This is a genomic window from Gilliamella sp. Pas-s25 (assembly GCF_009795885.1).
Taxonomy (GTDB): Bacteria; Pseudomonadota; Gammaproteobacteria; order Enterobacterales; family Orbaceae; genus Gilliamella.
The window spans coordinates 5,036-31,100 of the sequence record NZ_WTEV01000007.1; the positions used below are offsets into that span (position 1 = coordinate 5,036).

Consider the following 26,065-nt stretch of genomic DNA (forward strand, 5'->3'; position numbering starts at 1 on the left):
GTGTGCTGTGTGCTGTGTGCTGTGTGCTGTGTGCTGTGTGCTGTGTGCTGTGTGCTGTGTGCTGTGTGCTGTGTGCTGTGTGCTGTTACTAATCATTTTACCATGACCTATACATTTTCGCAAAGCTTTTAATTTATTTCGTTATCTTCATATAAAATCAATAGGTTAGCAATTAATAACTAATTAATTTTCCCCAATTGATTATTCAATAATAACTTATATTTAAATCTCACAATAAGACTTTAGGATAAATAGAGAGACAGATTATAAACATAAAAGTATATCACTTTAAAGTAAATACTCCCATTTTTTTGTTAAGATTTGTAAAGATATCTTATTTCCCTTTCCAAACTATGTAAAATATATAAACAAGTAAAATAAGCTTACGACCAAACATAATTTAAATTTTTTAATTAGTAGTCTTGCATAATTTGCATGCCATACTGCTGCCCAGTCTGCATAAGCGAGAAGATCTGCTTCGTTTTGCCTTCATTGATCAAATTACTAACTGCTGGAGTATTAATCAGTATTTCAAATAAAGCTTTACGTCCGTTATTATCTGGAACTAATTTTTGACTTATAACAGCTCTTAGACTTGTTGATAATTGCGTGCGAATAAAATCTCGTGAACTATCTTTAAATACATCGATGATACGATTAATGGTTTGAATAGCAGAATGAGTATGCAAAGTAGCAAAAACTAAATGACCGGTTTCAGCAGCGGTTAATGCAGCTTGGATCGAGTGTTTATTGCGTAGTTCACCTAGCAATATGATATCGGGATCTTGCCTTAAAAGGCTATCAATAGCACTTCCAAAATTTGCCACCTCGCATTGCTGAATTAATGATTTATCATTTTGGTAAATATATTCAATTGGATCTTCTAAAGTAATAATATGCTTAGCGACTGTCGAATTTATATATTGAATTAATGATGCTAAAGTCGTGGATTTACCGCTTCCTGTTGTACCTGTTATAAGAATAATCCCTGAGTCAATTGTAGCAAGTTTTCTAAAAATAGCCGGCGCATTAATTTGTGATAAGGTTGGAATACGATGATTAATAACACGAAATACTGCTGAAATGCCACGCTGTTGATAGAAAATATTTACCCTAAATCGCCCTATTTCTGCCAAATGATAAGCAAAATCAAGTTGTCCACTTTGTTTAAAGGCATCAATTTGTGATTGTTCCAGCAAATTAAATAATTCCATTTCAAGTTGTAATGGTGATAATTTTTCTTCAGCCAAAAACTGTAATTGCCCATTAACTCGAATGCATGGCACTGTGCCACTTGAAAGGTGCAAATCTGACGCATTTTGCGTTACACTAAGAGCCAAAATTGAGTTTAACATTAAACTTTACCTACTAATTACCAATTGGGAATTAACATGAATATAATACAAGACAATTTAATTGTTATTAAAAAAGAAATTGAGAAAATTGCATTAAAGTGCGAACGCGATCCCAATACAATAGAACTTATTGCAGTCAGTAAAACCAAATCTGTACAACAAATCACCGAAGCCATAAATGCGGGTCAATCCGTTTTTGGCGAAAACTATGTGCAAGAAGGCGTAGAAAAGATTCAATATTTCAAACAAATCATGCCAAATAGAGTACTTACATGGCATTTTATTGGTCCATTACAATCCAATAAAAGCAAATTAGTCGCTGAACACTTTGACTGGATGCACACCATTGATCGATTTAAAATCGCACAGCGTTTAAACGATCAGCGCCCAGCTAATATGGGAAAACTCAATGTTTTAATTCAAGTTAATATTAGTCAAGAAGCGAGTAAATCGGGGGTTGCTCCTGAAGAAGTTGCAGATTTGGTGCAACACATTATCACGCTACCAAATTTAAATTTACGTGGTTTAATGGCTATTCCTGAAATAGAAAATGATTTTGATAAACAATTAGATGTTTTCAAACAAATGCAACAACTTCTGCAATCATTACAGGCGGATTACCCATTTATGGATACATTATCTATGGGAATGAGTGGCGATATGCAAGCTGCGATTATTGCTGGTAGTACTATGGTTCGCATAGGAACGGCAATCTTTGGAGCAAGGCAATATTTGTGATATATTGCCAAAAGAGTTTATATTAAGGAGTCTTAAATGACATCACTTTATTTTTTGTGCAAAACTATTTTAACGTTATGCCTATATATCTTAATTTTGCGTTTATGGATGCAAACTGCACGTGTAAATTTTTATAATCCATTTACCCAATTTATTGTCAAAATAACCCAACCTATTATTGGTCCATTACGTCAAGTTATTCCGTCGATTAAGCGTATGGATACTGCTACATGGGTTCTTTTGTACTTTGTTGCTGTTATTAAGATCGTTTTTATTTTCTATTATGGCATGATTAATACACCAATGTGGTCTAGTGAATACCTTCTATATGCTATTGCAGCCATAGCGCATGCGTTTGGATATTTATTATTTTGGTTATTACTATTTCGAGCAATTTCGAGTTGGGTAAGCCGAGGGCAATCAGGTGCAGATGAATTGCTTGCTCAGTTAACAGAACCTCTTATATCGCCAATCCGTCGCATAGTCCCTCCTATAGGTATGATTGATATCTCATTTATGATTTTCGTATTTATTTTGATGTTTTTAAATATGTTGGCTATCGATATTGTTGGATATCTATGGCTGATACTTTAAGTTCAAATAACAGAGGAACACTTTTTTAGATTATTGATAAAAAGCTCGCTTTTTAGCGAGTTTTTTAGTTAATAGATAAGTGAAAAATAATCAAAGGTATTGCCAATGCTGAAAAAATACATTCATTAAACATAAAAAAGACAACAAGCCTTTTTTCCACAAAATCATTTTGTTCTTAACATTGTAAATACCGCTGATTTTGAGTTTATTCGCAAGGTAGCAGGCTAAGCACTTTAAATCCAACTGTTACGCCCCAATTACCTACCAAATAAAAAGCAGTCTTATTTTAATAAAATAAATTTAAAATATTGATTTTATTAAAATTTAAACTTAAATATTTTACAAAATATTCTTAACAGCACTATGTTAGATTTAAATAATAGCGAAATTTATCAACAATCTAAGAACACAATAACTCTCTTTTTAAATAATATGATCTTCCCAACAAATCACATCTTTTTCATAAACAATGCGATTTTTAACGGATATTTTTAGCTTATGCATAAGTTTCTTATTCCCTGTAATTAGTGGGTGCCAATGAGGCAGCTGACCTGTTTCAGAAAAATAACGATAAGTACAAGTTGGTGGTAACCATTCAATGGTAAGCAGATTTTCACGGGTCAGCTTAATACAATCGGGTTCATATTTAAAACGATTATGATAATGTTTGCATTGACAAGTTTTAGAATCAAGTAAATTACAAGCCACATTGGTATACAAGATTTCGTCGGTATCTTCGTCCATTAACTTATTAAGACAGCATTGACCACAGCCATCACAAAGCTGTTCCCATTCATCATCGCTCATTTGATCTAATGTTTTAGATTCCCAAAATGGTTCAATCATACTTTAAAATCATCTTCTTTTAACATCTGCAAGAAAAAACCATCTGTCTTTATTTTTTCTTCAATTTCATCGGAAGTACCGACAACAAACCGCCGTTTACCATCAAGTAATACTTTCATCACAAATACCGGCGAACCAAAAATAGAAAGTATTTTTTCAGGAATACTTGAAAAGTCATTTTCATGTTCCATATACAAATAGCAATTTTCTTTTTTAGTACTTCGATAAATATAACACCACATCATAAAATAAAACCTTATTAATAAACCTTACTTAAGACTGTTTTGCAAATAAACACCAGCACCCAATAGCCCAGGATCTTCATGAGTTATCACATAAACAGGAATTTTTTTAACTAAATAAGACATGCGACCTTTATGTTCAAATGCCTCTCTAAATGGTGATGATTTAAAAAATTCTATAAAACGAGGCACAATCCCCCCAGCAATATAAACACCACCTTGAGTATTCAGTGTTAAAGCTAAATTGCCACCAAAGCGCCCCATAAAAGTACAAAAATACGTTAGAGTTTGCAAACACAGCGGGCAACTTTTTGATAAGGCATTTTTAACAATAATGTCTGGCGTAAGTGCTTCTATAGGTTGTTCATTAATTTGCAACAGCGCTTGATAAATATTAACAATACCATTTCCTGATAGGAAACGTTCGGTCGAAACCCGTCCAAACTTTTTTCTTAGCTGAGCTAAAATACGATCTTCATCTTCACTGGTCATTGGCAATTCGGTATGACCACCCTCTCCAGATAAACTAATCCAATGCTGCTTAATTTTTATTAAATGAGACACGCCTAGCCCTGTACCTGCACCATAAATTGCAATGGGGTAATTTAGATTAGGTTCGTCACCACCAATTTTGATTAAATCTTTTTTTGATAATTGAGGTATTGACATTGACACTGCTGTAAAATCATTAATCACCTCAAGTTTTATAAGATTTAATGCTTGAATTAATTCAGAACGCGAAAATGATAAATCATTATTAGTCATATTGATCACATCCTCATCATCAATCGGGCAAGCAATTGCAATACAAGCCATTTCAACGGTTACTGATTGGGATGCTAAATAGTCTTTAATTAATGTTAATAATATATCATTTTTTGAGATAAGAATTTTAGTGATTGCAGATAACTCATTAGTTGCTAAATCATACAACGCAAAACGAGCATTGGTACCACCAATATCTGTGACTAGTGCATATTGACTCATGTTGTTCCCTTTTATGATAAATTAATTATTTTAATTTAAATAGTAAGCTTTTTATTCATCATACCGAAAGCGCAATAGGTAACATTATAAACCATTTATAATAATTTCAATAAGTTACCTTAATTGATATTGCTTATATGGGGCTGCGCTAAACCGAGTTAGCGGATAAAGTTTTAAAAATTTAAAATAGCAAAATCTACAACCACTTTTTAAGTTTAAAATAAATATAAGGTGCAACACCCGCTAGTAACATTAATAGTAATGAAAACGGATAACCGTACTCCCATTTTAATTCAGGCATAAATTCAAAGTTCATACCATAAGCAGAAGCAACCACTGTTGGAGGTAAAAACACAACCGACACAACCGAGAAAATCTTAATAATTCGACTCTGTTCAATATTAATGAAGCTGGTTGCAGCTTGCATTAAGAAGTTTACTTTTTGAAATAATGATTCATTATGCGGAACAAGTGACTCAATATCGCGAATCACCTCACGAGCTTGTTCAAGTTGTTCTACTGGCATTTTTGCGCGACGAACTAAATAGTTAACTGCTCGTTGACTATCCATTAAACAAAGCCGTACTTTCCACGCGGTATCTTCAAGTTCAGCTAATGAGGTGATCGCTTCATCATAATGTTCTTGCGCAGAGCGATCCATAATAATTAAACTTAACTCTTCTAATTCACTATAAATATTTTCGATTTGATCGGCTAATTGTTCTACTTTAACTTCAAACAAATCAAGTAATACTTCATAGGGATTTCCATCGTTCATGCTTTGATAACGAGAACGCATGCGATACAAACGAAAGGCCGGAAGATCACGCTCACGCAAGGTAAATAGACGTCCATTGTGCACAGTAAATGCAACTGTTGAGTTACCTGCTCGGTCTTCTGCATCTGCATAAAAAAAGAAAGAGTGAACATGTAATCCTTCGTTGTCCTCAAAAAAACGCGCTGACGCCTCAATATCATCTAACTCAATACTCGTTGCTAAGTTTTGTCCTAAATGTGTTAAAACAAAATCACGATCAGCTTCCTCTGGCTCAATCAAATCAACCCAAGTCGCATTATTTATATCGCCTTCATTAATTTTTACTAATTGTTTGTTTTTTAATCCAAACGCATTAATCATAAGGTCTCCAGTAGGGGGGGAATGTTTAGAACAATACACCAACAAATATTTGGCATTATACTCGTTAAAGTAAAAAATTCCTATGGTTAGACCAATCTTTCTCTATCTTTACATAATGGGATCAATATTCCATTAATTGAATTAAATTCGCTGATATTACTATAGTCTCATGTTACAATACCTAGCTTAAATACTTATGTAATTTTTAGGAGTTAACAATGGCCAATCGAGGAATAAATAAAGTCATTTTAGTCGGTAACTTAGGACAAGACCCTGAAGTTCGTTACATGTCTAATGGTAATGCAGTTACTAATTTGAGTGTCGCAACATCAGAATCATGGAAAGATAAACAAACTGGTGAAACCCGCGATCGCACTGAATGGCATCGCGTTGTTGTTTTCGGTAAATTAGCTGAAATTGCTGGCGAATACTTAAAAAAAGGTTCGCAAATTTATCTTGAAGGACAATTACAAACTCGAAAATGGCAAGATCAGTCAGGACAAGATCGTTATACTACAGAAGTGGTGATCAACCCAATTGGTGGGACTTTACAAATTTTAAGTTCAAGAAATAGTGGCGAAAGTTTCAATGATGGCTCACAAAATTGGGGACAAAGCGCAAATAATTTTTCATCTGCACCAGCTGCTCAATCTCGCCCGACAACACAAAGTGCACCAGCAGCACCAACACAACCAGCCGCAACTCCCGAACCTCCAATGGATTTTGACGACGATATTCCATTCTAAGTTTTACCTTAGAGTATAAATGTAAAAACTTCATCAACAACTCCTTTGTTATAAGGGGTTGTTTGTTTTTATATTTTATATAAAACAGCTAATATAAAAACGCCCTTTAAATATGTAAAAATATAATTCTAAAACGCAATAGTGATAAATTAAACATTACTGCTACTTAGAGTAAATTACAGTTTTGGTATATTTTTGATCATTTCCACTTGCATTAAATAATCATAAAGCGGGACTAATTGTTTAAATCCTTTCATTAATTTATTGGGTAAATCGCTATTTAACACATCTTCAATATGATCACTTGTTACCATAACAGCAAGATTTTTGCGGTTATACCATGTTGCTATTTTTACATCTTGCTCTTTGATTAACGGCCGTTTATAACTTTCACCAACAAGCTCAAATGGTTTTTTAACGCAGTGCGTCATCGCTAAAAATTTCTTAGTATCATTAAGGATTTCATCTCGAAAAATATCCATCGTTTGTTTTGATGAACAATAATAACCAAGACCATATTGATAGCTACTTGGGCTAATTTCAAAAAAGTAGGCAGGTGCTTCTTTCCAATCTCGATTAGGTCGTTTAAAGGTCAACCATAAGCGACTACGATAAAGTGATTTATCATTTGAAAAACGAGTATCGCGATGAATACGCGAAATAGTTTTACCAATGGCTGGTCGAGTCTCAAACCATTCATCAATTTTAAGCATCTCTGGAGCTAGTTGATCAACTAATAGCCTAAAAGGCTTAACTAAATCGTTATCATAAATAGCGCGATGTTGTTCAAACCATGGTTTGCTGTTATTTATCCAAGCATCTTGCAAAAAATTAAGCCCTGCTTGTGTAAAACCAGTGAAGTTTGCCATTGCTTACTCCTTAAATAACGCTCTTACTTTTTCTAAATCTTCTAGCGTATCAACCCCTATTGCTGGGGGCTGTTTTGCCACTGCAACATGAATTTTCTCACCATACCAAAGCACTCTAAGTTGTTCTAACATTTCAATTTGCTCAAGTGAAGATGGTGCCCAGTTGATATACTGACGAATAAAGCCAGCACGATAAGCATAAATACCAATATGACGAAGATAAAAATTACCAATACTGGATTGCTTTAAGAGATCAACCGATTTAGCAAAACGATCGCGCTCCCAAGGAATCGTAGCACGAGAAAAATAAAGCGCATACCCATCTTTGTCGGTCACAACTTTAACCGCACCGGTATTAAATGCCTCTTCAACAGAAGCAATTGGCACCGCTAATGTTGCCATTCCAGTTTTATATTGCACCAAGTTTTCAGCCACTTGATCAATAATAACGGGTGGAATTAAAGGTTCATCCCCCTGTACATTAACAATGATTTCATCATTAGCAAACTGATAAGCATTAATGACCTCTGCTAACCTTTCAGTACCAGAATTATGCTTGTCACTAGTAAGAATGACTTCACCGCCATACTCCTTGACTACATCAAAAACTTGCTGATGATCTGTTGCAATAATTACTCGAGTGGCTGACGATTTTTTTGCTTGCTCCATCACTCGAACAATCATAGGTTTACCATGAATATCCGCTAGCGGTTTAGCTGGCAAACGACTTGAAGCATACCTAGCAGGAATAATAACTGAAAAATTCATAATTAATACCTTAACTCTTATTCTTGAACAGGCTGTGATTGATTGAGTGGCTTTGCCTCGCTTTCTAGTAATACCGGAATGTTATCTTTGATTGCATAAACTAGATTATCTGCTGGACAAATTAACTGCTGATTGTTGGCATCATATTGTAGTTGCCCATGGCATTTAGGACAAGCAAGTGCGCTTAATAAGATTTCTTTCATATTTTATTCTCTTTGAGATTTTGTCTTAGCTAATAACAAACAGATCTGATCAACAGCCTCTACGGGTATTACCGCATCAATAGGTAGATACCACCAATTTTTCTGGGCAAATTGCCTACATTTAACGGCGTCTTTTTCAGTCATTAAAAGTGTTTGTTCACTACTTGCGACATTGTTTAACAACGGCAAAGTAAATTTTTGATGATCAGCAAAAGAAACGGTTTTAACCACATCAATTTGCATGTTGATCAGCATATCAAAAAAACGTTTTGGATTACTAATACCCGCAATAGCATAAATATTTTGCAATGAAGATAATGCTTTTTTTTCTTTAGTTAGTAAATTTACTGCATATAGTGGCGTTAATTGCATGGTGTAGGTTTTATTTGGATACTGCTGAGCCAAATTATTTACGCTATCACCGTTTATAATAATCAGATCAACCGATTTTAATCGTCTTTTTCGCTCTCTCATTGGTCCTGCCGGCATCCACCATCCATTACCAAATAAACGTTTTCCATCAACCACTACTACTTCAATGTCGCGCGATAATGCATAATGTTGTAAACCATCATCGGTCAAAATGACATCTAACTCATACTGCTTTAATAATGCTTGAACAGCTTCAGCTCGGTGGGGCGATACAGCAACAGGCACATTAGTACGTTGAAAAATAAGTACCGGCTCGTCACCAGCTTGTTCGGTTGTGGTTGTATTATCTAAAATAAGCGGATAGCTATCAGCCTTGCCACCATATCCTCGCGAAACAACGCCAACTTGTAATCCTCTTTGTTTTAACAATTCAATTAAACCAACAACCAGTGGTGTTTTGCCATTACCACCAACGGATAAGTTGCCAATAACAATAATAGGTACAGGGGAGCGCCAAGATTTAAAAATACCTAATTGATATAAAAAGCGGCGAACAAAAGCAATCAAACCATATAATAAAGAAAATGGTATGAACAACCAAAATAATCGATTTTTACCATACCACAGTTTTTCAATCATAACTTTAACATCACTTAATTACATTCAGTCAAATTGTTTTATCTTTTAATGTCGATATAACAATTATTAACATGGTTGCCTATAGCAAACGATAGCCTATTTTACTCATAAATTGGAAAACTACCAAACCAATCATGATACCATCTGGGTTTAATTTCGTCTCGCATGGTTTTTAACTTCCAAGTGTGCTTATTAAAAAATAGACTTATTTGACCAGTTCTAGCTGTAACATAATAATCTAAGTGTAAATCTTGATACCGCTTTATTACCTTATTGGAAGGCAGTTTCCAAGGATTATAACGAGAGGTAGACGCCAACGATTTTAGTGGTTTAACATGGTTTAAAAATGCATAACTTGACGAAGTACTACTACCATGATGCGGAATTTGTAAGATTGTGGATGCTAACTGATTTCGATATTTTGTAATTAACTGATACTCCTGATTACGCTCTAAATCCCCAGTTAATAATACAGAAAAGTGCCCATCGGTTACTTGTATTACACAAGAGTCCTCATTTTGGGCATATTTTACCAACTTATTAGGCCACAATATATTAAATGTCAGATCGTTCCAATTAATACGATTATCGGCTAAACATGGATAGTTATTATTTAAATCAGAAGAAGAACTCATTAACCATGCCTTTGGGTAAACTTGTTGAAGCAATTTTAAACCTCCAACATGATCATTATGTTGATGACTAATAATAATGCCCTGTACATTCAAATTATGCCATTGCAAAAAAGGAATAATGACCCTTTCCATAGCTGAACTTGTTTCCCAGTTGGCTCCGGTATCATACAAAATGGCTGACTTGCCATCATGAATAACAATTGCCAAGCCATGACCAACATCTAACATATCTAACCGCCAACGATAGTGTTGCTGTTTGAAAAATGGTGTGACCAATATCGCCAAAATGGCTAACAAAGTAATACTAAAGTGGTGCCAAATCCCAGTGCGCATTATAACTACACCTAACCAGCCTAAAAGACTTAACCAATAAAATTCTGAAGGAATGTTAAGCCATAACCAATTAAGCCAATTTAAATTAAAAAATAACCATTGCAAAGATTTATCAGCAATCAACCAAAACCACAATGCGATGGAAAAACAGTTGATAATACTAAATATTAGTGCCAGTAAAACAGAAGGAAAAGTAAATAACGAAATAACAGGAATCGCAATCAAATTGGTTAAAATTGAAACCGCACTAACACCCTGAAAAACTAAAAATTGAATGGGAAGCAACAACAAGGTTAACCCAAACTGCAAATGCAATAGCCTAACTACATACCAACGCTTTTTGTTCTTTACTGCTTTAGGGAGTGGCAACCAATCAAACCAAAAAATTAAGCTAATTACCGCATAGCAAGATAACCAAAAACTTTCAGATAAAATCATCAACGGATCAAACAGTAATAATAACGCAATAATTCGATTAACTTTTTGCCATGCACTTATATGATGTTTTGTATAACGTAAATAAATCCAAATTGATAAAGCCAGTATAGCGCGCAATGTAGGGGGATTGAAACCCGTTAACCATGCATAAAAAAGAGCGCATAACCACCCTATAATAATCGGCACAAAAAAATAGATAAAGCGCTTTGGAATAAAAAATAGTAACACTTTAACCATAAAACAGCTCAGGCCAAAAACCACTAAAATATGCATACCCGATATAGCCATTAAATGGGCGATGCCTGTTTGCTTCATCACCACACGATGTGAGTCATCTAATTGAGATCGATCACCAAAAGCAAGGGCATACAAGATACCTCGATAACGAAACAAATCAATGTAAGATAGTGCTGAATCAGTAATAAATTGTCTTAGATCAGATTTACTATCTACTAGTTTGGCATCAATTAATTTAGCTGATAGCAAACTTCGGTTTGCTATCGAAAAGCGCTGGCTATCAAATCCGCCTTCATTTAAATAGCTATGCACAACTTTCGTTTTTAGTGTTAATTGCCAAATTTGTCCCGATTTGGGGAGGTCTGGCTTATCCCAATAAACCGAAATCGGAATACTATTAGGCAGCATAACATCTGAAATAGAAAAAACAGAACATGACAAATAATAAGGATCAATTGCTGTTTGTCGTGTATTTATATTTACTATTTTGGCTTTAACAACAAGCTGTTTATCAATATAAGGCGAAATACTCGATAAATATTGTTTAGAATATGCCGTAGACCATAAAAAACCTAAACCCAATACAATAAAAATAGACAAAATATTGTGTAACTTAACTGGAACAACCAACATCAACATGATCAAGATTATGGCAATACCATACCACAACCAATCAGATAATAAGTATGGCAAAAACAATAATGGCAAGCAGCCTAGCGAAAACATGATAGCCAATAAATCAAGAGAATAAAATTGCCGCATTAGTGCCCGCCATATTTATTTTCAACCAATAGCCAGCCTATCACTGAATATGCTTAACAAGATAAATGAGTTTGATTTTTTCGATCAGTCTTCCAATTTGATCATTAATTTAGATAAAATTAGCTAAAATTTGTTTGTCATGTTCATAATTAAAAAATACAACATAGTTATCGTGTTGATGGATTTTTCATGGACGGATTGGATTAAATAAACGAGAGAACATTGCTCAATGAATTAGCTTGCTCAAAATAAAAAAGCCAATGATTCGACTCAAAGGCTTTTAATTAAACATAGAATTTAAAGATTATGCGTTTGCAGCTTTGTTTACTCTTTCTCGCAACTCTTTACCTGGTTTAAAGTGAGGAATATATTTATGTTTCACTTCAACACTTCCACCCGTTCTTGGGTTTCTTGCTTTACGTGGAGCACGATAGTTTAAACTAAAACTACCAAAGCCTCGGATTTCTACACGATCGTTGCTTTCCATGGCTAAAGCGATCTGCTCAATAATATCTCTAACAGAATCATCAACTAACTGCACAGGAAGATGTGTGCGCCAATTAACAATTCGTTCTACTAAATCTGATCTGTTCATGGTCACTCCTAATTTATTTATGTGTCATGTAACTTATTCAGTTTATACCATAAAAGAAAAAGAGGGCAAGCCCTCTTTACTCTTTACATAAATATTTTTTACTCAGTTTTTGAAGCGGCTTTAAATGCTTCAGCCATTGCATTAGTGAATGATGCCTCTTCTTGAGTTGCAGTACTATTTACCGCAGCAAGTGCTTCTTTTTCGTCAGCTTCATCTTTTGCACGTACTGATAAAGAAATTGCACGAGATTTACGATCGATATTAACGATTTTAGCTTCAACTTCATCACCAACTTTTAATGCCGTTGTTGCATCTTCAATACGTTCACGAGCGATATCTTGTGCTTTTAAGTAGCCTTCAATACCTTCAGCGATTTCAATAGTCGCACCTTTAGCATCAACTGCTGTTACATTTCCTTTAACAATTGTGCCTTTTTTGAAGTTAGAAGCAAAGCTACTAAATGGATCGTCTTCTAGTTGTTTAACACCTAGAGAGATACGTTCACGTTCAGCATCAACTTGTAACACAACAGCTTCGATATCATCGCCTTTCTTATAAGCTTTAACTGCTTCTTCGCCAGGCATATTCCAAGAGATGTCTGAAAGATGAACTAAACCATCAATACCACCATCTAAGCCAATGAAGATACCAAAATCAGTGATTGATTTGATCTTACCGCTAACTTTATCACCTTTATTGTGTGATTCAGCAAATTGTAACCATGGATTTGGTTTGCATTGTTTAAGACCAAGTGAAATACGACGACGCTCTTCATCAATTTCAAGTACAACCACTTCAACTTCATCACCAAGACTAACAACTTTAGAAGGATGAATATTTTTGTTTGTCCAATCCATTTCAGAAACGTGAACTAAGCCTTCAACACCCGTTTCAATTTCAACAAAACAACCGTAATCAGTTAAGTTAGTTACTTTACCTGTTACTTTAGTACCTTCTGGGTAACGCTTAGCAATTGAAACCCATGGATCTTCGCCTAATTGTTTTAAGCCAAGAGAAACACGTGAACGTTCTTTATCAAATTTAAGTACTTTAACAAGTAATTCTTGACCCACTTCAACCACTTCACTTGGGTGTTTAACACGTTTCCAAGCCATATCAGTGATATGAAGTAAACCATCAACGCCACCAAGATCAACAAATGCACCGTAATCAGTAAGATTTTTGATAATACCTTTAACTTCAGAACCTTCTTGTAGATTTTCAAGAAGTTGTTCTCTTTCTGCACTATTTTCTGATTCAATAACAGCACGACGTGATACAACAACGTTGTTACGTTTTTGATCTAATTTAATAACTTTTAATTCGATTTCTCTATTTTCAATATGAGACGTATCGCGTAATGGACGTACATCTACAAGCGAACCAGGAAGGAACGCACGAACGCCATTAAGATCAACCGTAAAGCCACCTTTAACTTTACCATTGATAACACCTAAAACTGTTGCAGCATCTTCAACTGCTTTTTCTAGAATTAGCCACGCCTCGTGACGTTTAGCTTTTTCACGAGATAAGATTGTTTCACCAAAGCCATCTTCAATTGAGTCAAGCACAACATCAACAATGTCGCCGACTTGAACTTCTAATTCGCCTTGGGCATTTTTAAACTGCTCTACTGGAATTGCTGATTCAGATTTTAAACCAGCATCAACTAAAACAACATCTTTGTCGATAGCAACAACAGTACCACGGATAAGATTACCAGAACGAGTGTCTAGTTGATTTAAAGACTCTTCAAAGAGTTGAGCAAAAGATTCAGTCATATTTATATACTTAAATTAATATTAACGTCCACATTACATCATGTCTTGTGGGGTTGTTTAAAATACTCCAAATATCCCTATATTGGAGCTTGATCAACGCTGAAAATAAATTTACAGCGCAAGTTTTTCATTTATATACTTAATAGATTGATTAAAAACATCTTGAATAGAAAGTGATGTGGTATCAATTATTAGCGCATCAATTGCAGGTTTTAGTGGCGCAAAAGTTCGATTACGATCGCGCAAATCACGCTCAGTTATCTCCTGCAAAATTTGGGCGAATTTAACATGATTTTGCTTATCTTGCAACTGTTTCATCCGTCTTTCTGCACGAGAATGTGCACTTGCGTCAAGAAAAATCTTAACAGGTGCATCACTAAATACCACGCTGCCCATATCACGTCCATCGGCAATCAGTCCCGGCGCTTGCCTAAAGTCACGTTGGCGTTGTAATAAAGCAGCTCTGACTGTATTAATAGCCGCCACTTTTGATGCTGCGCCACCTATTTGTTCTGTGCGGATGTCTTTAGTGACATCAATATGATTTAATAGCACCTTAACTTCACAACCATCAGTATTAAACGTTAACGGTAAATTAAGTGCTAATTGCACAAGCTGACTTTCATCTTCGAGAGCAATAGCTTGTTTAATCGCACTAAGTGCTAGCACCCTATAAATAGCGCCAGAATCTAAAAGATGCCATTTAAAATGATTGGCTAACGCTTGGCATAATGTGCCCTTACCAACACCACTTGGTCCATCAACAGCAATAATGGGAACAGGTTTATTCATTTTATTTTTCGCTTAATCGTTTAAATTGTTCGAAATAATCAGGAAAAGTTTTCATGGTACATTTAGGATCTAATATTGTTACAGCTGTATCAGAAAGCGCCACGAGTGAAAAGCACATAGCAATACGGTGATCGTTATAAGTTTCGATTTCGGCATGGGTTAATTTTGCGGGTGGCAAAATAGTAATATAATCTTTGCCTTCATCGATCGTCGCCCCTACTTTACGCAATTCAGTTGCCATTGCATATAAACGGTCGGTTTCTTTAACTCGCCAATTATAAATATTACGGATTGTAGTTGGCCCTTTAGCAAATAAAGCCGTTGTTGCTATCGTCATTGCTGCATCAGGAATATGATTCATATCCATATCAATACCGTGTAATTGCCCATGTGAACATTCAATATAATCATCAGCCCAAATCACTGTAGCACCCATTTTTTCAAGCACATGGGCAAATTGTATATCACCTTGTAAGCTTTTTTTACCAATGCCCGTTACCCTAACTGTGCCACCTTTAATTGCAGCCGCTGCTAAAAAATAAGAAGCCGACGAGGCATCGCCTTCAACTAAATAATGCCCCGGCGATTGATAACACTGATTTGCTTTAACCGTAAATTTTTGATAGTTGTGATTTGTGACTGACACACCAAAAATAGCCATCATTTTGATAGTGATATCAATATAAGGTTTAGATACCAAATCCCCAATGATAGTAATTTCGGTATCATTTTGTGCCAATGGCGAAGCCATTAACAAGGCTGTTAAAAATTGGCTAGATACAGAACCATTAACTTGGATGTTACCACCGGTAAAACCACCTTGAATATGTAGTGGTGGATAACCTTCATTTTCGAGATAATCAATATTAGCGCCTCCTTGACGCAATGCATCGACTAAATGACCAATTGGACGTTCTTTCATACGAGGTTCGCCAGTTAACACAATATTATTAGGACCAAGACATAATGCAGCAGCTAAAGGACGCATTGCCGTACCAGCATTACCTAAAAAAAGCTCTAATGAATGGTCAGATTGCAACATTCCCCCTATACCTTGAACATCACAAATGGTGCGATCATGCGATAACTGATACTTAACACCTAATGCTGCAAGTGCATCAAGCATATAACGCACATCATCACTATCAAGTAAATTAGTTAAACGAGTATTGCCTTTACTTAATGCTGATAGTAATAAAGCACGATTAGAAACGCTTTTCGAACCTGGCAAATTAATCGTACCACTAAATTTTTTTATCGGTTGTAATGTTAAGGATAACATAATGACTCTCTTTAATATTCTTTAAAATTTTTCTAACGTCGTTTTTAATAAATCAATTGCTTGCTTATCTTTCGCGCTATTTTGCCATAACTTATCAAATAAATGACGATACCGTTTAATAGCATCATAAGATGATGTGATTGACGCAATACCAGTAGTAACATTAGGTAACTCACCTAATCGAAATGGGCTCATTGCTAATGAGATGGGACTTTCATCTTGATAAAAAATCTGAAAAGCAATTGATGGAATTGCTTCTTGAGTAATAGCAATAGTGGGTGCAAAGGATTGTTGTTCTATTAGCTCGATTAAATGATAAACTTCTTTACGTGCTAATAACATCCTTTCTGACTTCTTGCCTGGCGAAATTGTCAAATTTCCCACTAAACCAATATGCAAAAACCGCTCTACATTACGCAAACTAATTAAATTAATTACCTTTGGGACTGATTGATGAAACTGCTTTTTACGTTCTTTTAAAATTGACAAAATGACAGAATATTTTGGGTGATCAATCGATTCATTTGATTCATTTAGCATCAGAGCTAAATGAGCAAGATAATTTGGTGAAGTTAATAAAAATGAAAAAGGATCGAAGTGAGAATAGATATGAGTTGATTGCTCTTCTAACTGACGCATACGTTCAAAAAAACCTTCACCACTCGAATAGTATTCAGTATCAATGCCAAGCAAACTTGCAAAAGACGTATCGAGTAAAGATGCCAGTCGCTCTAAAGTTTCGATTTTAACGATCTCACCTTTTTCTAACCGATAGACTGCTGCTCTTGAAATTTTAAGACTTTCTGCCACATCTTCAGCCTTCAAAGAAGCAGCAATCCGATACGCACGCAGACGTTGACCTATAGCACAATAATCAATCGATCCAGTAATCATAATACACTCAAACTATTAGGGTTTTGGCAGTGTATCACAAGGTGATAACAATGCCAATTTTTGGCAAAATGTTTTAGGTGTAGCCTATATTTTTATCAACAATTTAAATAACCACTATTTTAATAACACATCTTGCAATGCCGATACATTTTCAAATTCAGTAAACTCAGAAATTGCCTCTGGCTGTTTAGCATTATCTTCACGCTTACCAAGAACTTGCGATGCAAATACAAAACCTTTTTTATCCATCACTGAACGATTATAAAAATCAACTAAATCTTGTTGAGTTATTTTTTTCAATTGTTCAATTTTTTGCTGTCGTGAATCAAACGCAAAACGCGAATTCCGATAGTCAGCCATATAACGACTAAACTCTTCATCCAATGTTTGCGGAGGCATTTTCAATTCATCAAGTACCGCTTTTTTATATTGCTCAATATCTTCTTTAGATAATGCTTTAAGCTTATTTGATATAACAGGATAAAATTCTTGATAACGCTTAAATAAATAAGCTGGATCGTATTGGTTACTTTGAATGATAAAACTCATTCCAACTGAATCTCCAACTGTAACAGGGCCTGCAAATACAGCGTAGCCGAGTTGCTCGTTAGTACGCAATTGATCAAAAAACCATGGTGATATGATTTTAGACAGCGTATAACTTAGCATACAACTGCTAATTCGATCATAACCGGTTGGAATATAGCTCATCATCAAAGCATTATCAGTGCTTTTCGCATGTTGAGTCATTTTGGCCTCCAATGATTTTTTAATCTGAATATTATCAACAGGAGTAAATTCAACATCACGCACTAGTGTTTTTTGGATGGAATGATAAAGATCTAAAGAATCCTCGTTAGACAAATTACCCAAGCTAAGCATATAAGGTACTGAGTGGGTTAATAAATTATCGCGATAAGTTAAAACGTCATTAATAGTCATTGTTGCTGTAATTTGACGTCTTTCATCCCGTTCAAAATATGGTAAATCTGACAATTCATTAATAGGATTAACCGCCAACCAATAACTTTTAGCATGCTCAGATTTATCCAATTCCTGCAAATACCAAGATTTAGCTAACACTAAACTTTGCTCATCAATCGTCACATTGCGATAACTATTAATAATTGCTGTCACCATTTTGGGTAGATGCTGACTAAAGCCACTAGCTGAAATCATCAGGCCATTATCATTATTTGTTGATAAAGAAATACCCGCAACCCTAGCCTGAAATCGTAATTGTTCTAAATTACGACTTGCAATGTAATCAAGTAAATTAAAAGCGACCTCTGCTTTAGCATCACTAAAAGCCTCGTTATTCCGTAACGAAACCACAATCGCCGCTTTAGGTTCAGTTTTGAAATATTGACTAACAAAATGAAGATGATTACCACGTTTACTAAACCCAGCTGGTTGAGCTTGAGCACGGTTTTGCTTCACAATTGAAAAATCGTCAGGAATATAAGGATTTAATTCAGGTAAACTAAATGTGAAATTTTTGCCTAAAGCCAACCAATTCGCTTTTTGCTCACTAGTAATATTATCGATTTTATAAGGTGCGTCTACAAAATAAGCCGTCTTATTAGTCGTTTGATTTGGTGAAATAATCCAAGCTCTAACGTTATCCGGCGTTAGGCTTTTTAAGCGAGCGGCGATCGCTGTTTTATCAAAATTATTAGCAATAAAATCAGAGTTTAATATATTTTTAACGGGGTACAACAACATTTGATCAGATAGCCATTCCACATAAGACATATCACGCTCAACATCCTGATACTTAAATTCTAGTGCTAAAACTTTCTTAAGTTCTTCATAATAAGCATCAGAAATTCCTTGCTTTTGAATTAACTGCAAATAATTAAAAATAGCCCCAATAACTTTATCTTTTTGAGCGAGACCATCGTCGGTTAAGCTCACATTAATACTCAACATACCACTATTACCATAACGGATAGGGTTGATAGACGAACTAATACCTTCAATAAGACCCTGCTTTTGTAACTGATCAGACAACGTGTTGGGGCTACTATTATCAATTAAATAAGTGATATATTCATCGCTTTTATCAGCAAATTTATCTAAATTGTTTTCCATTGGAAATTGTAAAAATAGCAATTTCTTAGGTTGCGCTGGCACCATTGCAATCTGTTTGCTTAGCACATTTGGAGTGATCGCTGGCTTATCAACTATTGGAGCATTAATGTTTTTATTAGGGATTTTCCCAAAGGTGTTTTCAGCTAATTTTGCTAATTTATTGATTGACTGATTACTATAAATTACCCCCACCATGATATTAGACGAATAATAATTTTTATGAAAAGTCACTAAAGCATCTTGTAATTTACTACTTGGTTTATCACTTAATGTTTCTAAATTGCCACCCGAAAATTGTGCCGATGGGTGATTAGGATTAATAGTTTCGGAATTAACTTGTTCAATACGAAAACCATCGTTCGATCTAGCCATCGTCATTTCGGCATTAACAGCATTGCGTTCTTTATCGGCAAATTTAGGATCTAAATTGGGCTCGGCAATAGCATCGGCTAAATGATCTAGCGCTTTATCAAATGCGCTATTTTCGACCTCAAAATAAAACGCAGTTCGATGTGTGGCAGTACTGGCATTATAGCTACCAGAATGAAGGCTTAAAAACTGAGAAAAGCTTGCTGGTTCTGGGTAATTTTTCGATCCCATTAATACCATATGTTCAGCATAGTGCGCCAGTCCTTGCTGATCTTTTGGATCTTGCAGTGACCCAACTGGTAATGCTAACGAACCGAGTGACATAACAGCATTAGGATCAGACACAAGTAACACGCGCATTTTATTTGATAGCTCAATCACTTCATATTGGCGCTTATCGCGCTCACTTTGCTGAACTTTTTCTAACAAAACGGGGCTCACAAGCTTATTTTCAATAGCAAACGATACCGGTGAAGTAGTCATAGTTAATAATCCAATAAAACTACCTATTATTAAATTAACTATTTTTTTATTTTTCAAATCCATAATATTCACTCGCTTGACTTTATCGTCAAAAAACTGCTGTTAAAGAGAAAGAAGCGGATTTATCAAAACACCTAGGCATAATAATAAATTCCGCTATTATGTGATAAATACAATTAATGTTCCCGAGTTTTTCTAAATTCAACATCAGGATATCGTTCTTCGGTCAAATTCAAATTAACCATACTTGGCGCAATATAAGAAAGATTATCTCCCCCATCCAAAGCCAAGTTCTGCTCGCATTTGCGCTTAAACTCTTCTAATTTTTTCACATCAGAACATTCAACCCAACGAGCGGTTGTCACATTAACAGACTCATAAATGGCTTCAACGTTATATTCCGATTTTAAACGCGCAACCACCACGTCAAACTGTAGTACCCCGACAGCACCTACAATTAAGTCATTATTAGTTAATGGACGAAATACCTGTACGGCACCTTCTTCAGACAATTGCACTAATCCCTTTAATAACTGCTTTTGTTTCAGTGGATCTTTAAGACGAATTCGGCGAAACAGTTCCGGTGCAAAGTTAGGAATACCGGTAAATTTTAAATTTTCCCCTTGAGTAAAAGTATCACCAATCTGTATAGTACCGTGATTGTGTAATCCAATAATATCGCCAGCATAGGCTTCTTCAACTTGTTCACGATCACCCGCCATAAATGTCAATGCATCTGAGATATTAATATCTTTAGCCAAACGAACATGGCGCAATTTCATGCCTTTTTCATATTTACCCGATACAATGCGCATAAATGCCACACGGTCACGATGTTTAGGATCCATATTTGCTTGAATTTTAAAAACAAAACCACTGAATTTTTCTTCTGATGATTCAACTTCACGCTTATCAGTTTGACGAGGTTGAGGAGTTGGCGCCCAAGCAGTTAAACCATCAAGCATATGATCAACGCCAAAATTACCCAGTGCTGTACCAAAAAAGACTGGCGTTAAATCACCCGACAAGAAAGCATCTAAATCAAATTCATTTGATGCCCCTTGCACTAACTCAAGTTCTTCACGCAGTTGCTGTGCTAAATCATCACCAACAGCTACATCCAAATCAGGATTAGTTAGCCCTTTAATAATTCGGACTTCTTGTATTGTATGACCTTGACCTGATTGGTAAAGGTATGTTTCGTCTTTCGCTAAATGATAGACACCTTTAAATAACTTGCCACAACCAATCGGCCAAGTAATTGGTGCGCACATTATATTTAGCTCGTTTTCGACTTCATCAAGCAATTCCATCGGATCGCGAATATCACGATCTAGCTTATTCATGAACGTTAAAATTGGTGTATTACGCAAACGCGTGACTTCCATTAATTTACGGGTACGATCTTCAACCCCTTTTGCCGCATCAATCACCATTAAACAGCTATCAACCGCTGTTAACGTACGGTAAGTATCTTCAGAAAAATCCTCGTGCCCTGGGGTATCTAATAAATTAACTAAACAGTCATTATAAGGAAACTGCATCACAGAAGTGGTAATTGAAATACCACGCTGCTTTTCCATTTCCATCCAGTCTGACTTAGCGTGCTGGGCATTAGCACCACGGCCTTTAACCGTACCTGCGGTTTGGATTGCGTGACCAAATAAAAGTACCTTTTCGGTAATGGTGGTTTTACCGGCATCGGGATGAGAAATAATCGCAAAAGTGCGACGTGCATTAACTTCGTCTAAATAAGCTTGTTCTGTCATAAAACTGTTTTAATCCACACAAAAATAATCGTCTATTTTAGCAGGTATCTGTCTATTTTGCCATTGATGTTATACACAAGCCCATTTGCCTTATTTGTTGATCTATGCATAATATTTTCCTAGCTAATAAGTCATGCATAATTTACTGCTTCTTGACAAAAAGTTTCAGGAAACTATGCGTTTTAGTATAAAACCGGAACTTGCTATGAACATTCGTGATTTAAAATTGTACCTACATTTATGCGAAACCTGTCACTTTGGTATCACCGCACATGCCATGCATGTTAGTCCTTCAACCTTATCAAGACAGATCCAACGGCTTGAAGAACATTTTGGTCATCCGCTATTTATTCGCGACAATAGACAAGTACAAATCACTCAAGTCGGCGAAAAAGTCAAACGCTTTGCTCAACAAGTAATAAACATGCACCAACGGCTAAAATATGATTTAGATCAATCCAACCAACAGCTTGTTGGAGAACTTACGCTTTTTTGTTCGGTCACGGCCGCATATAGCCACTTGCCCGAAATACTCGATCGCTTTAGGAGCCTCTATCCACTTGTTGAAATTAAGATTTCAACCGGTGATGCCGCCGACGCAGTTGAAAAGATACAAGCAAATGCAGCCGATTTAGCCATTGCCGGCAAACCTAAACAACTCCCAACTGGCATTGAGTTTTTAAAATTTGGCGAAATTGAAATGGTCTTGCTGATCCCCAAACTTAACAGCACATTTAGCGAAAAGTTACATCAAAAACAACCCGATTGGCATAATATCCCGTTTATATTGCCAGAACACGGACCAAGTCGTCACCGTATCGACTTATGGTTTAAGCAAAAAAAAATCACCAATCCCAAAATTTATGCAACAGTTGCGGGGCATGAAGCCATTGTATCGATGGTTGCTTTAGGATGTGGCGTAGCTTTATTGCCAAAAGTTGTAATGGACAACAGTCCTGAACGAGTAAGAGAACGCATAACCGAATGGTCCACTAACTTAATGGAACCGTTTGATGTAGGTATTTGCGTACAAAAGAGACGGTTATCTGAAAAAATCATCGCTGCCTTTTGGGCAATTTGCAATTTAAATCGACCTAATAACGGATAACAAAAATATAGTGTATAATCGCACATTAAAAACTAAAAGCATCACAATAGACGTATTAAATTACTGATAAACGACTAATTTTTTGCAAGATATTATAATAATTAAATCTGAAAAATATAATTGTAATGGAATTCCAAATGAAACAGATAAAAATGTTAGCCTCATTGATACTTCTTGCTGGTGTAACCCTACCATCAGTGGCACAGGCCAACACGACAGAATCAACAGAACCAGTTAAAAATACACAAGCAACCACATCTGGAACAAACACAGATACCAGCATAAAAATCGATAGCAAAACAACAGTTGCAGCTACAGCTAAAACCAATATTGACACTACTAGTGATACCCCCGCCCCTATTGACAATACAATCCACAAACCTAAGTGGTTAATTCGCAGTACATTGACTTATTATGATGGCGATAGCAACGATCTTGTTACCGCTGGACTGGGCTTTACGCCGTTATCAACCACCATTATTACTCCTGAAGTCGAAGTTCCGACCAAACCACACTTTCAAGAACGACGACAAGCCAAATTAAATCGCTATATTGACACCAAAATTGGCGAGGGAACATTATTTGGTTTTAGAAAGCGAGAATTAACTCCTTTGTTTGATGGCAAAATTGCAGGTACCGAAATATTAGCGGTGCAAAGGCAAGACGGCGTGGGCATGTTGCTTCAAATTCCGATTGATTTTGACAAAAACAAACCCTGCATTGTTGCCGTTCCTGCCAGTGATTCAGATGGAATACTCAATGCCAAAGATGTACAAATCCGTGGATTATGGGGACTGAGACACAACTGCGCAGTGGTCTATAACGACAAAGGGTTAGGCAATGGCATTTATGATATCGAACGCAAACTTGGTTTTACCGTATGGGGCGAAGTGGATAGCGGTAATATCTTATTTCACCCTTCGATAAAGAATAAAGAAAAATATATTCAAAAATATCCCCATCGCTATGCCATAAAACAACTGCACTCAAAAATCAATGCCGAAGCACGTTGGGGCGAACATGTATTAAAATCCCTTGAGTTTGCCTTTTATGAACTTAATAGTATGTTTTCGCCCAATAAACAAGTTATATTTAATAAAGACAATACCCTTGTTTTAGTCTATGGAGCAAGTGATGGCGGCGGTGCCGCATTAAAAGCAGGCGAATTGGATGATCAAAATATGATAGACGGCATTGTGGCAGTTAATCCACAAATTCAGCCGAATATTGATAAGTCCCGAGTTACTCTAAAAATAGGTAATAGCAACAAACAAAAGCTAGAAGCCAAATCCATTGCCAATTATAGTGCTTATGGCGCATTATATATACCGTGTGCAATTCCCGCAATAAAACCTTATAAAGACAATGCTTACGTGCCTTATGCGAGTTATTTTCTTTACTCACAACAACGCTGTAATGCCCTAAAAAAGGCAAAATTACTCACGACAGGCACGCCCGAAGAAGCCCTAGAAAAACTACACAAAAATGGCTGGACACCCGATATGGACATCCAACTACCCTATTTTTACTACACGGAATCCATTGGCCTACCTTACCAATATATTAGTGCTTATGGCAAATACGACGTCACTGAAAACATGTGTGATTTTTCGGTCGCCAGTACTCAGCAAAATCCAATATACTACAGTGGAAAAGTTGCGCCATTAGAAGAAATTTCGTTTGAACAAGTATGGGAAATGGCAAACGGGCATTTGCCACTTTGGAATGGTCGAGATGCAACAGTTTTAGATCTGGTTGAAAACGAAGATCTCAACACGCCAAGACGTGAATTTTATTCTAGTTCGCAAACAAAAAATACGGTTGATTATGGCACTAAAGGCGCAATTTGTGTTTATAAAAAATCACAAGATCCACGCGTGCAGCAAGGCATAAAACAAGTTATGGCATCGGGCAACTTAAATGGTATAAAAACTTTTATTGTACATGGACGTAATAATGTTAAACAATTACCCAACTATACATCGCGTGCTTATGTTGCTTTAAATAGTTTAGTTGAAGGAAAACAATCGCAATTACGATACATTGAAGTTGAAAATGCCAGTTACTTAGACGGCAGACCACCATTTGACAACACTTTACTACCAATTGATTATTATGGCGAAGATGCCATTGAATGGTTATGGGCCAATTTGACCACCAACGCCACACTACCTGTAAGCCAAGTAGTGCGAGCCAAAGCGCGCGGTGGCAAAAGTGGTTATGCTCCACAAGTAACCAGTAAAAATTTAAAATCGATAACGCAAACGCCAAATCGCAATGATGTCATCCAAACAAACGATGGCAAACTGATATTACCAAATTGACAGTAAATATCCAAAAACCACTATCGGTTTAAGCGGCAGTACAACAGCTTAAACCGATAGCAACAAAATCCATCTTAGCTCATGCTTGCTTTTACCGTTAAACAAATTTTGGGATATAACACAAAAAACAACGACTCGAGTTGCGCATAGTGTTGCTTAATATCAACAATAGTTTCTCTTAACAAATACAATTTTGGTCGTCGATTTGCCATACCACCAAGTACATCACCGACAAAATCGATAGAAGCGTAATTTTCGAGCCATGCGCCTTGCCACATCGCGTTCATAAAATGTTGATAATCGGTCGGATAAGCGTCAACATAGGGCTGGATATGCGCTTTAGTTACTTGATTAAATTGAGCCACACTTGGCAGCACCCCATAATTAGCCCAATGTTTTGACAAAAAGTGATCCCATACAATATCTAACGCAATGGAAGCAACGCGCTGATGAGATTTTCGAAATAGCAACTTGGCCTGTTTAACTTCAAACAGGCTATCAGTTAAGCTATCAATTTTGCGATGCAACATAATGCCATCAGCAATAGTGGAATCATAAGTTAAATAAGGATCACCTTTAACAAAATCCGCCACAGTATTACCAATTAACGAACTACGCGCCAACGTAGCCAAATGCAAATGAGCCAAAATATTCATAAAATAGTAATACTCA

At 36.0% G+C, this 26,065-nt stretch carries 23 protein-coding genes; 5 read left to right on the forward strand and 18 right to left on the reverse strand.

Going from position 1 to position 26,065, the window contains the following annotated elements; all coding sequences use genetic code 11:
- Positions 1–413 precede the first annotated feature (413 nt).
- Entirely contained in the window at positions 414–1,355 is a 942-nt protein-coding gene (locus tag GQ593_RS04730) for a type IV pilus twitching motility protein PilT (protein ID WP_160431009.1), read from the reverse strand.
- Between the two features lie 36 nt (positions 1,356–1,391).
- Here GQ593_RS04730 and GQ593_RS04735 point away from each other — a divergent pair, with 36 nt between their 5' ends.
- Positions 1,392–2,093 (forward strand): YggS family pyridoxal phosphate-dependent enzyme, encoded by a 702-nt coding sequence (locus GQ593_RS04735; RefSeq protein ID WP_160431010.1) that lies wholly within the window; start codon positions 1,392–1,394, stop codon positions 2,091–2,093.
- Between the two features lie 36 nt (positions 2,094–2,129).
- The gene (locus GQ593_RS04740; protein ID WP_160431011.1) at positions 2,130–2,687 is read left to right on the forward strand and encodes a YggT family protein; all 558 of its coding nucleotides are present in this window, start codon (positions 2,130–2,132) and stop codon (positions 2,685–2,687) included.
- A gap of 423 nt (positions 2,688–3,110) precedes the next feature.
- Here the strand turns inward: GQ593_RS04740 and GQ593_RS04745 are convergent, their stop codons facing one another.
- From GQ593_RS04745 to corA, 4 genes are all read right to left on the reverse strand, one after another.
- Complete coding sequence (locus tag GQ593_RS04745; RefSeq protein ID WP_065638821.1) at positions 3,111–3,533, reverse strand: YcgN family cysteine cluster protein; 423 nt, start codon at positions 3,531–3,533, stop codon at positions 3,111–3,113.
- Entirely contained in the window at positions 3,530–3,778 is a 249-nt protein-coding gene (locus tag GQ593_RS04750; RefSeq protein ID WP_081303153.1) for a YcgL domain-containing protein, read from the reverse strand. The genes GQ593_RS04745 and GQ593_RS04750 overlap by 4 nt, the downstream gene beginning before the upstream one ends.
- A 24-nt stretch (positions 3,779–3,802) precedes the next feature.
- Positions 3,803–4,762 (reverse strand): glucokinase, encoded by a 960-nt coding sequence (locus GQ593_RS04755; RefSeq protein WP_160431012.1) that lies wholly within the window; start codon positions 4,760–4,762, stop codon positions 3,803–3,805.
- A 196-nt stretch (positions 4,763–4,958) separates the two neighbouring features.
- Positions 4,959–5,900: a magnesium/cobalt transporter CorA gene (gene corA, locus GQ593_RS04760; protein ID WP_160431013.1), complete on the reverse strand. Its 942-nt coding sequence runs from the start codon at positions 5,898–5,900 to the stop codon at positions 4,959–4,961.
- Positions 5,901–6,118: 218 nt separating this feature from the next.
- Between corA and GQ593_RS04765 the strand changes: the two genes are divergently transcribed.
- Complete coding sequence (locus GQ593_RS04765) at positions 6,119–6,646, forward strand: single-stranded DNA-binding protein (RefSeq protein ID WP_160431014.1); 528 nt, start codon at positions 6,119–6,121, stop codon at positions 6,644–6,646.
- A gap of 176 nt (positions 6,647–6,822) precedes the next feature.
- On the opposite strand, the gene GQ593_RS04770 is transcribed toward GQ593_RS04765, so the two are convergent.
- From GQ593_RS04770 to prfC, 12 genes are all read right to left on the reverse strand, one after another.
- The gene (locus GQ593_RS04770) at positions 6,823–7,515 is read right to left on the reverse strand and encodes a DUF2461 domain-containing protein (protein ID WP_160431015.1); all 693 of its coding nucleotides are present in this window, start codon (positions 7,513–7,515) and stop codon (positions 6,823–6,825) included.
- Between the two features lie 3 nt (positions 7,516–7,518).
- Complete coding sequence (kdsB, locus tag GQ593_RS04775; RefSeq protein ID WP_160431016.1) at positions 7,519–8,283, reverse strand: 3-deoxy-manno-octulosonate cytidylyltransferase; 765 nt, start codon at positions 8,281–8,283, stop codon at positions 7,519–7,521.
- 17 nt (positions 8,284–8,300) lie between these two features.
- Complete coding sequence (locus GQ593_RS04780; protein WP_160431017.1) at positions 8,301–8,486, reverse strand: Trm112 family protein; 186 nt, start codon at positions 8,484–8,486, stop codon at positions 8,301–8,303.
- A 3-nt stretch (positions 8,487–8,489) separates the two neighbouring features.
- Entirely contained in the window at positions 8,490–9,497 is a 1,008-nt protein-coding gene (lpxK, locus tag GQ593_RS04785) for a tetraacyldisaccharide 4'-kinase (protein ID WP_160431018.1), read from the reverse strand.
- A 101-nt stretch (positions 9,498–9,598) separates the two neighbouring features.
- Positions 9,599–11,902: a DNA internalization-related competence protein ComEC/Rec2 gene (locus GQ593_RS04790; protein WP_160431019.1), complete on the reverse strand. Its 2,304-nt coding sequence runs from the start codon at positions 11,900–11,902 to the stop codon at positions 9,599–9,601.
- Positions 11,903–12,206: 304 nt separating this feature from the next.
- Complete coding sequence (gene ihfB, locus GQ593_RS04795) at positions 12,207–12,497, reverse strand: integration host factor subunit beta (protein WP_065638907.1); 291 nt, start codon at positions 12,495–12,497, stop codon at positions 12,207–12,209.
- A gap of 98 nt (positions 12,498–12,595) precedes the next feature.
- Complete coding sequence (gene rpsA, locus GQ593_RS04800) at positions 12,596–14,278, reverse strand: 30S ribosomal protein S1 (protein WP_160431020.1); 1,683 nt, start codon at positions 14,276–14,278, stop codon at positions 12,596–12,598.
- 111 nt (positions 14,279–14,389) lie between these two features.
- Positions 14,390–15,070, reverse strand: a complete 681-nt coding sequence (gene cmk / locus GQ593_RS04805; protein WP_160431021.1) for a (d)CMP kinase — start codon at positions 15,068–15,070, stop codon at positions 14,390–14,392.
- A 1-nt stretch (position 15,071) separates the two neighbouring features.
- The gene (gene aroA, locus GQ593_RS04810; protein ID WP_160431022.1) at positions 15,072–16,352 is read right to left on the reverse strand and encodes a 3-phosphoshikimate 1-carboxyvinyltransferase; all 1,281 of its coding nucleotides are present in this window, start codon (positions 16,350–16,352) and stop codon (positions 15,072–15,074) included.
- Between the two features lie 21 nt (positions 16,353–16,373).
- Positions 16,374–17,246: a helix-turn-helix domain-containing protein gene (locus tag GQ593_RS04815; protein ID WP_160431023.1), complete on the reverse strand. Its 873-nt coding sequence runs from the start codon at positions 17,244–17,246 to the stop codon at positions 16,374–16,376.
- 114 nt (positions 17,247–17,360) lie between these two features.
- Complete coding sequence (ptrA, locus tag GQ593_RS04820; RefSeq protein ID WP_160431024.1) at positions 17,361–20,192, reverse strand: pitrilysin; 2,832 nt, start codon at positions 20,190–20,192, stop codon at positions 17,361–17,363.
- A gap of 176 nt (positions 20,193–20,368) precedes the next feature.
- Positions 20,369–21,961 (reverse strand): peptide chain release factor 3, encoded by a 1,593-nt coding sequence (prfC, locus tag GQ593_RS04825; protein WP_160431025.1) that lies wholly within the window; start codon positions 21,959–21,961, stop codon positions 20,369–20,371.
- Positions 21,962–22,166: 205 nt separating this feature from the next.
- Between prfC and ilvY the strand changes: the two genes are divergently transcribed.
- Positions 22,167–23,069: an HTH-type transcriptional activator IlvY gene (gene ilvY, locus GQ593_RS04830; protein WP_160431116.1), complete on the forward strand. Its 903-nt coding sequence runs from the start codon at positions 22,167–22,169 to the stop codon at positions 23,067–23,069.
- A gap of 137 nt (positions 23,070–23,206) precedes the next feature.
- A complete protein-coding gene (locus GQ593_RS04835) occupies positions 23,207–25,393 on the forward strand; it encodes a 3-hydroxybutyrate oligomer hydrolase family protein (RefSeq protein WP_160431026.1) in 2,187 nt (728 codons plus the stop codon).
- Positions 25,394–25,467: 74 nt separating this feature from the next.
- Here the strand turns inward: GQ593_RS04835 and GQ593_RS04840 are convergent, their stop codons facing one another.
- The gene (locus tag GQ593_RS04840) at positions 25,468–26,049 is read right to left on the reverse strand and encodes an acyl carrier protein phosphodiesterase (protein ID WP_237397687.1); all 582 of its coding nucleotides are present in this window, start codon (positions 26,047–26,049) and stop codon (positions 25,468–25,470) included.
- Positions 26,050–26,065: the final 16 nt, after the last annotated feature.